The organism is Maribacter orientalis, assembly GCF_900109345.1.
GTDB lineage: Bacteria > Bacteroidota > Bacteroidia > Flavobacteriales > Flavobacteriaceae > Maribacter > Maribacter orientalis.
The window spans coordinates 1-8299 of record NZ_FNZN01000007.1; the positions used below are offsets into that span (position 1 = coordinate 1).

Consider the following 8299-nt stretch of genomic DNA (forward strand, 5'->3'; position numbering starts at 1 on the left):
AAATTCAGAGCATGGTTCACCATTAGCTGGTAAAGTACCTGTTGCTTTGGTAGGAAGTGGCTTGTCTATCTGTTTTTCTGTCTCTGCAGGAGTGCTTTTATCGCAAGAATTTAGGAATACAAAAACTAAGGCAAGACCTGTGAAATATTTTAACGCTTTATATATCATTGCTTTATAATCTTAAATGCTTTTGAATTTTCTTTTGATTGAATTACTGTGGGATACATACCGTTTTCCAAGGCTCGTAAGTCTATTGAATTTGAGCCTTTGCCTGAAAGAATTTGGCTTAATACTAGTCTACCCGCTAAATCATAAACCAACACGGTACTTGATTCATCGAAACCTTCAACAAATACTTCACCCGTAGTAATCGTGGGATACATAATTATTCCATCTGAAAAGGCAAATGAATCGGTAACCATCCCCTGACAGTCGCTTTCTCCGGTAATGGAAATCTCATTAAAGCCTTTTAAACCGTTCAATTCAATTTGATTTGTGCCAGTGGAGTCGAAATCAAAAGTTGTTACCAGACCATTGATATTGACTTTGTACGAATGGCTTCCCTCCACGACATAGGACACACTCTTGGAATTCAGGTCCAGATTTTCCCGCTTTCCTCTAATACTACCTACTTCATTGATTTGGATCCCAAAAGTTTGGGTATGATTTACTTCAGGTATGGAAATCTCAACGGTATACGCGCCAGCGGTTAAATTATCTATACTGAAAGGTTCAGAAAGAGAAATATTATAGTTTGTAGATGCCGAGGGACCGTCCACTATTATGGAAAAGGAGTGATTTGCCAAGGTGCTAGTTACTTGAATACTACCATTAGATTGCCCAGGGCAGGTTGGCGTTAAACCATAGACCAAAATGGCATTGTTGGGAATGATCTCACAGCCGTTTTCATTCACGGTAGCGTTAGGAACTGTACTTAAGCAATTATCCTTATGGTCTAGGATGCCATCCAAGTCATTATCTTGGTTACACAAGGCATCTTTGCCACCATCGGTTATCGTCCAGCCATACGTATCTATAAGATATTGCCGAGCCTCTTCAGATTCGCAATATTGGCTATTGCCTCCATCAAAAACTACATTATTTTGTAATGTAGGTAGATTGGACCAACCAATGAGGGTTTTGTCATAAATTTCTGTGGTACCACTAGTCGCGGAAAACATTTCATACATACTACTGACATTTACAATATTCCAATTACTCAAATCTTGATTAAACGACATCGCATTTTTAAACGTACTATTCATGTATGTTACGTTTGAAACATTCCAATCAGCAATGTTCTGATTAAAGGATGTTGCATTCCAAAACATACTCGACAAATTATTAACACTTTTAATATTCCAAGAATTTAATGGTTGGTTAAACACACCTGCTTCTTGAAACATACCATACATATTTGTTACATTTGAAACATTCCAAGAATTCAAGGGGTGGTTAAAACTGCGTGCGCCCAAGAACATAGACTGCATATTTTCCACATTTGATACATTCCAAGAATCCAAAGGTTGGTTGAATTCTATTGCATATTCGAACATGCCATTCATATTCTTCGTACTCGTGGTATTCCATAAGTCTAAAGGTTGATTGAACTCATCTGCACTACCAAACATAAATGACATATCTTCGACATTAGTTACATTCCAAGAATTCAATGGTTGACTAAAAGAACGAGCCTTAAAAAACATTCCTGAAGTTGTAGTGACTCTAGATGTATCCCATCCATTGATATTTTGATTAAAAATTAAAGCATTTGCAAATACACCATCCATATTGCTCACATTGGATACATCCCAATTATTGATAGATGAATTTCCAACTAAATTCGCACAACCGTCAAACATCAATTTAAGACTTGAAACCAATGATAGATTAGGAATATCTTGTGCCAATACATCCAAATTCGAACAACCTTCAAAAGCACTTTCAAAAGATGTCCAAGTAATTGTCCCCCATTGATTAACAGAAAGAATTTTCAAAACATCATTTGAACCAGGATTATGATTCCCATAAAAGTAAATTCTAGGAAAAGTTCCGGCTATGGAAACCTGGTAGGTTCCTGGAACTTCGTAAGTATGTGTAATATCTCCATTTATATTGGTATCTGAAGTTCCATCGCCCCAATCCACTGTAAAGTCATAAGTTTCCCCTGAAAAAGTGGGAATGGTAATTTGATTACCTTCGGACACTCCAGGATTATCCGTTTTCCAAGTGGTGATAAAAGGTAGAGCCTCTGTAGTAATGTTCAAAAAATTTGGATTTGGCACGAAGTCATTCCCTACTAAATCTTCTATAAAACCCTCATTTAATTGAATTCTATAGGATGTAAGTGGATCTAATGTTATTTCAGGATCTATTTCCACTACGTTATCAATGACCTTAATGTTATTTCGAGAAACAAAGGCAACTATCTCAGGGCTGCTATAGGGATTGTCTGTGAAAATAATCACATTTCCAGAAGCACCTAACTTAATAGGCTCGTCAAAAGTCAACTTATAAACAGCATCAACACTAACATCTACACTTTCATTAGCAGGGCTCAAACCTATAAGATTTGGGGCTTGTTTATCCTCTGTCTTAATAGTAGAGAAACGCCATACGTTTGCATCATTCAAACCTGGAAAAACAATACCTTCTTCGTTTACAAATATTCCAGGGTCAATTCTTACAATATATTCTGTATTAGGATTTAAATCGGCGGGTGGATTTAATATTACAGTACCATTTTCATTACTAATGACTGTCTCAATAGGAGAAAACCCAAAACCACGAGAGTTAGACCCTCCGGTTGCAGCAAAGACAAAAGAACCTTCTCTAACTACATTTACTTCTTGATCGAAAGACAAAGTAATATTATGGGTAAGCCCTACTTCACTAGCTTCATTAGCAGGTGAAAAGTTAATTAATTTGGGTAGCAAATTATCATCCAAACAATTTTCGCCAGCATCATTGATAACCCATTCATAATTAGTAATAATTTTTTGGCGTGACTCAGCAGAAAGACAATACTGGTTTTGATTTGCATCCAACGTCACTCCATTCTGTAAAGATGGTAATTGGCTCCAATCTACTAATATATTATCATAATTGTCATTGGAAAGACCAGAACCTCTGAACATGCCCTTCATATCATCAACAATAGTTACATCCCAATTACCAAGATCCTGATTAAAAGATATTGCATTCGAGAACATAAGCCCCATAGAACTTACGCTGCTTACATCCCAAGTACCAATATCCTGATTAAAAGAAGTGGCACCTGCAAACATTACGGACATATCCATTACTTTACCCACATCCCAACCACTTATAGGTTGATTAAATGAAGATGTTATAAGGAACATAGTACTCATATTAGTGACACCAGCGACATCCCAATTATTAAAACTGTCATTACCCACTAGATTAATACAGCCCGCAAACATATGACTCATGTTATTAATAAGAGATAAATCAGGAATATCAATAGCCTTGACATCCATATTAGAACATCGGGCAAAAGCATTACTCATAGAGGACCATTTAACTTCTCCCCATTGATCAATGGATACGAGTTTTTCATAGTCCCTTTCTTCATCATCAGGGAAATAATTGAAATAAATTCGTGGAAAATCACCAATAATTGAAATCTGATAAGTGCCTGGAGTTACATATGTATGGGTGATATTTCCGGTAACATTGTTGTTCGAAGTACCATCTCCCCAATCAACAGTATAATTATAAGTTTCTCCTGGAAACGTTGGTATCCTAATCTGATTATCCTCAGAAACACCGGGGTTATCGGTTTTCCAAGTAGATATAAAGGCATTTTGAGAGTAGGTAGTGTTAACGAGTAAAAATAATAGAAAACTGAGAATATATCGCATTGAAGGGTTATTGTGGTTGATTGCTTAAATCTACCAATTAAACCCTATGCTCAGATAATTATTCGATTAAATGTACTATTATTCCTTCATGAACTGTATAATAGTTCCTAAAGGAAAAACAATTTAATCCTCCGGCGGATGCCCATGAATTTCTTCAAAAACGGTATCGAAGTTTTCACGTAAATAAGCATTTAATTTCTTTTGGTAATCATCTTTTAACCAGCTTAAGAAATTATAAGTGCTCTTGCTGATACATTTACCATAGACATGTATACGGTTGTCAATATCCTCTTTTAATAATTTGGCCAGTGCCAAAGCATCATAGACATCTTCACTGTTCTCAATACAAATATAAGCATGATGTGCAATTGATCGTTCTAACACCACTTTAGAAGATTCACCAGCAAATGTTGCGGTTTCATAAATGTCTTTAATATCAAAATACGTTTCCTTCGAATTTTTAAATTCCTCTTTTACTTCGTCGGATAAGTCCAATTTAAAATCGCTTTCGATATCCTCATCATCACGAATACGGTCCATATAGAAATTAGGCGACTTAAAGATAGCACCCCAGTCTAAATCGGCACCCCATGGTCCAAAACGATATTTATTGTTACCTAAATCGATAACAGTAAATTTCGATTTGTTATTTAAAACCCTAGAACCTCTACCTATCATCTGATAATACAGAGTAAGAGATTTTGTTGCTCTATTTAGAATTATAGTATCGATAGTAGGTTCATCGAAACCCGTAGTTAAGATACTTACCGATGTTAAAATAGCATCTGGCGTTTCTTTAAACCACTTTAATATTTGCTTACGCTGTTTTTTAGTAGCTGTATTATCAAGGTGCATTATCGGAAGACCCGCTGCTTGAAATGTATGATAAACCTGTATCGATGTTTCAATGCCATTATTAAAAATCAAGGTCTTTTTACCTTTAGAATGCTTTGTATACGCTTCTAAAAGTTTGTTCAACATCGCTGGGCTCGTATACAAATCTGAAGATGATTTTACAGTATAATCACCGTTAGAGCCTATTTCTAAAGAGGTTAGACCCATGTCATATTGAAAAACTTCTGCCCTTGCCAAGAAATCATTTGCAATTAAATTCTCTATAGACTCACCTGGTATAAGCTCATCATAGTTTTTGTTCATTGGCAAATCTTTGTTCGAGCTTAACGGAGTTGCCGTTACACCTAAAACAAAGGAATTTTCAAAAAATTTAAATAGTTTGGTAAATGAGTTGTAATGTGCTTCGTCAATAATTACGAGTCCGACATCAGAAATATCTAAATGACCATCATTCAACCTATTATTCAATGTTTCAACCATGGCTACATAGCAGCTATAGCGTTCTTGATCGTCTAAATTGGCTTTACTATTTACCACCTTATTTACAACCCCAAAGCTTGTAAGCATCTTTGATGTTTGGTTGCAAAGTTCAATACGGTGAGTCATTACCAGAACCTTTTTATTATGGTTCTTTAAATATTGCCGTACCATTTCAGAAAAAATTACTGTTTTACCACCACCTGTAGGTAATTGGTATAAAAGGTGGTAATCATCTCGTTCTGAATCGAACTTGTCAAAAATTTGTTGAATTGCTCCTTGTTGATAACTATAAAGTTCCTTATCGGTCTTTCTATCCTGTAATTCAAAAACAGTCTCTTGCATAAAATCTTTTCTGGATTTGCAAAGGTAACATTCTCCGTAGTACATTACTAATACATGGGTTAAAAAGGGTATCTTTTGCGACCATTGGTAACCGATTATGGACAGATTATAGCATAATAATGAAACATTGCCATTTTATTGTAAACAAACCATTTGGCATGTTGAGTCAAATGACCTCAGGGGAAGTTCGCCAATTACGAAGAAAACGGTTTCTAAGTGAGCTTTATGATTTTCCTGAAGGAATAATGCCAATAGGTAGATTGGATGAAAAATCGGAAGGTCTTTTACTGATGACTACAGATGGAAAATTAAGTGATACTATAAATAGTTCAGGAATTGAAAAGGAATATTTAGTACAGCTAGATGGATTAATTTCTTCTCAGGAACTAAAGAAGATGTCTGAAGGAATAAGCATAGGAATTTTTGGTACTAAATATATCACTAAACCATGCATTGTAAGGTTTTTAGAAATTGCTCCAACCTTACCTGATGCTCATTCATCTTTACGAATAGGTAGGCATAGACCAACCTCATGGATAAGTATAACTTTAAGGGAAGGGAAATTTAGGCAAATCAGAAAAATGACTGCTGCAGTAGGTTTTCCAACGGTACGATTAATTAGAATTCGTATTGGAAAAATTAATATGGCAACGATGATAACCGGTGAAGTAATACCAACAACTTTAAATTTAGAATCTATTTAGGAATTCTTTTCCCTGAGAAACGAGAAAATATGGTTAGGCTCTTTTTGGTATTAATAAAATAGACTCCTGTTAACAAGATTATAGAAGCAATGGCCGATTGAAAGGTAATAGCTTCATTCAAAAAATACCATCCTAAGAGCATTGCAATTATCGGATTTACGTAAGATGATGTAGCCACCTTTTCTGGCGATACAATTCTTAACAAATAATTGAATGCGGTAAAAGTTACGATACTTCCAAAAATAATTAATAGTAACATAGACCAGATTACAGGGGTGCTCCATTGTGTAGGTGAAGACCACATGTCACCCAATAAAGTACTTATTAACAGTAATGATAGTCCACTTGAAAGCATTTGGTATCCTGTGTTCACAAAGAAATTAGCCGGTAAATCAGCTTTACCGACAAAAAGGCTACCGTAAGACCAGCTTAACATACATATAAAAATCAGGACCATTCCTAAAATGGCTCCATCTTGAGCAATAATTTCCTGCTGACCTACCAAAAGGAAAATTCCGGTTATGCCTAAAATTACACCGATGACAGACATAGGCTGTATTTTTTTACCCTGTAACACTCGCATCATTAACAAAACGACTAAGGGTTGTGCTGACACTTCTAGAGCTGCAAAGCCACTATCAACATATTTTAAGGCCCAAACTACTACTCCATTACCAAAGGTTAGGAACAAAAAACCTGCAATAAATGTATTTTTAAATTGCTTTTTGGTGATTTTTAAAGGAAGTCCTAAAATCTTTGATAGTATAAAAATTAAACTACCGGCTACTACAAAACGAATACCCGCCAACATAAAGGCAGGTAATTCGGTAACTGCAATTTTATTCCATAAATAGGTAGATCCCCAAATGAAGTAAATAGCAAAAAATGACAATACGACCAAAATGGTGTTGCGTTGCATTTTTGCCATTAGAAATCTTTATAGACTATATCTTCTTAACACGAACGGCATTCATACCTTTCATGCCTCGTTCAAGCTCGTAAGCTACTTTGTCATTTTCCATAATCTCATCAATAAGACCACTAACATGAACAAAATATTTTTCATTGTTTTCAGAATCAATTATGAATCCGAAGCCTTTTGAAGTATCGAAAAATGAAACTTTGCCGTTTCTTACTGGATCAAATTCTTCAACATCTCCTTCTTCCTTTTTAGGAATACCTAAGATAATATCTTCAGCATCAACTTCAACTTTCATAGAAGGATCTGGCGGAGTGTCTACCAAATTACCATTGTAATCAACATAAGCAAGTGGAATACCAGAGGTACCACTTTCTTTTGTTGCTGCTTTACGGGCAAGCATTTTTTTCTTTTTTTCTTCACGCTTCTTTAAGCGTTTTTTTTCTTTTTCAGTTTTATTAAAAGTCTGTTGTGATTTTGCCATTCGAAATTTTAATGATAATACTTGATTTTACTGTAAAGGAATTGAAATACGTGGTGACGTGTATAACGAATGGTAGGTTTCTTGAGTAATCTATGACTTCATTCGTTGTAAGGCCATTGCAAGAATCATCTGCATCCCTTTATAAGTTCTGCAAAGATAAGATTTGTATTCGGAATATGAAGTATATCAATGAATCAAACTATCAATGTAACGATAGAAATATCTTATTCCTTAAAGATGCTTTAGATTACAATTGATAGTATGGTTGAAAATCATGTTGTTTTATGTACAATTAGCTTCACAATTTCTCTACTTCAACATACAATAAAATAGGTATCAACACAATTCGTAAAGTTTAATCGTTAAAAATTTAATTTTTTAAATCAACATAAACACCTGTATATCAATTATTTAATTATATATAGAATTAAAATATGTTAAAAATAGTACCTTTTTATGCATAGTACTGTAACAAAATTGATTTACCGTCGTCTAGTTAGTATAAGAAAATTATTAATCATCAATTAAAAATAAATATCATGAGAACTTTTATCAGAAATACACCGACAGAATCGAGAAGAAATACATTTTTTTCAAGTTTCAAGAATAGTAAAAGGGTGCAATGGGTAGC

The 8299-nt window shown here is 34.7% G+C and carries 5 protein-coding genes; 1 reads left to right on the forward strand and 4 read right to left on the reverse strand.

Annotated elements, in window-relative coordinates:
• Positions 1-164 precede the first annotated feature (164 nt).
• A complete protein-coding gene (locus BMY56_RS14050) occupies positions 165-3884 on the reverse strand; it encodes a BspA family leucine-rich repeat surface protein (RefSeq protein ID WP_091625545.1) in 3720 nt (1239 codons plus the stop codon).
• A 123-nt stretch (positions 3885-4007) separates the two neighbouring features.
• Positions 4008-5561, reverse strand: coding sequence for a DEAD/DEAH box helicase (locus tag BMY56_RS14055; protein ID WP_091625547.1), 1554 nt, complete (start codon positions 5559-5561; stop codon positions 4008-4010).
• 119 nt (positions 5562-5680) lie between these two features.
• Between BMY56_RS14055 and BMY56_RS14060 the strand changes: the two genes are divergently transcribed.
• On the forward strand, positions 5681-6265 hold the full coding sequence (locus BMY56_RS14060; RefSeq protein WP_091625550.1) for a pseudouridine synthase: 585 nt from the start codon (positions 5681-5683) through the stop codon (positions 6263-6265).
• On the opposite strand, the gene BMY56_RS14065 is transcribed toward BMY56_RS14060, so the two are convergent.
• Complete coding sequence (locus BMY56_RS14065; RefSeq protein WP_091625553.1) at positions 6258-7193, reverse strand: EamA family transporter; 936 nt, start codon at positions 7191-7193, stop codon at positions 6258-6260. The two genes, BMY56_RS14060 and BMY56_RS14065, sit on opposite strands and share 8 nt — an antisense overlap.
• Positions 7194-7209: 16 nt before the next feature.
• Entirely contained in the window at positions 7210-7668 is a 459-nt protein-coding gene (locus tag BMY56_RS14070; RefSeq protein ID WP_091625556.1) for a cold-shock protein, read from the reverse strand.
• Between the last annotated feature and the right edge of the window lie 631 nt (positions 7669-8299).

Bases quoted from the DNA above. Each gene is read 5' to 3' on its own strand.
- BMY56_RS14065 (WP_091625553.1), bottom strand. From the start codon at position 7,193: ATGGCAAAAATGCAACGCAACACCATTTTGGTCGTATTGTCATTTTTT.
- BMY56_RS14050 (WP_091625545.1), bottom strand. From the start codon at position 3,884: ATGCGATATATTCTCAGTTTTCTATTATTTTTACTCGTTAACACTACC.
- BMY56_RS14055 (WP_091625547.1), bottom strand. From the start codon at position 5,561: ATGCAAGAGACTGTTTTTGAATTACAGGATAGAAAGACCGATAAGGAA.
- BMY56_RS14070 (WP_091625556.1), bottom strand. From the start codon at position 7,668: ATGGCAAAATCACAACAGACTTTTAATAAAACTGAAAAAGAAAAAAAA.
- BMY56_RS14060 (WP_091625550.1), top strand. From the start codon at position 5,681: ATGAAACATTGCCATTTTATTGTAAACAAACCATTTGGCATGTTGAGT.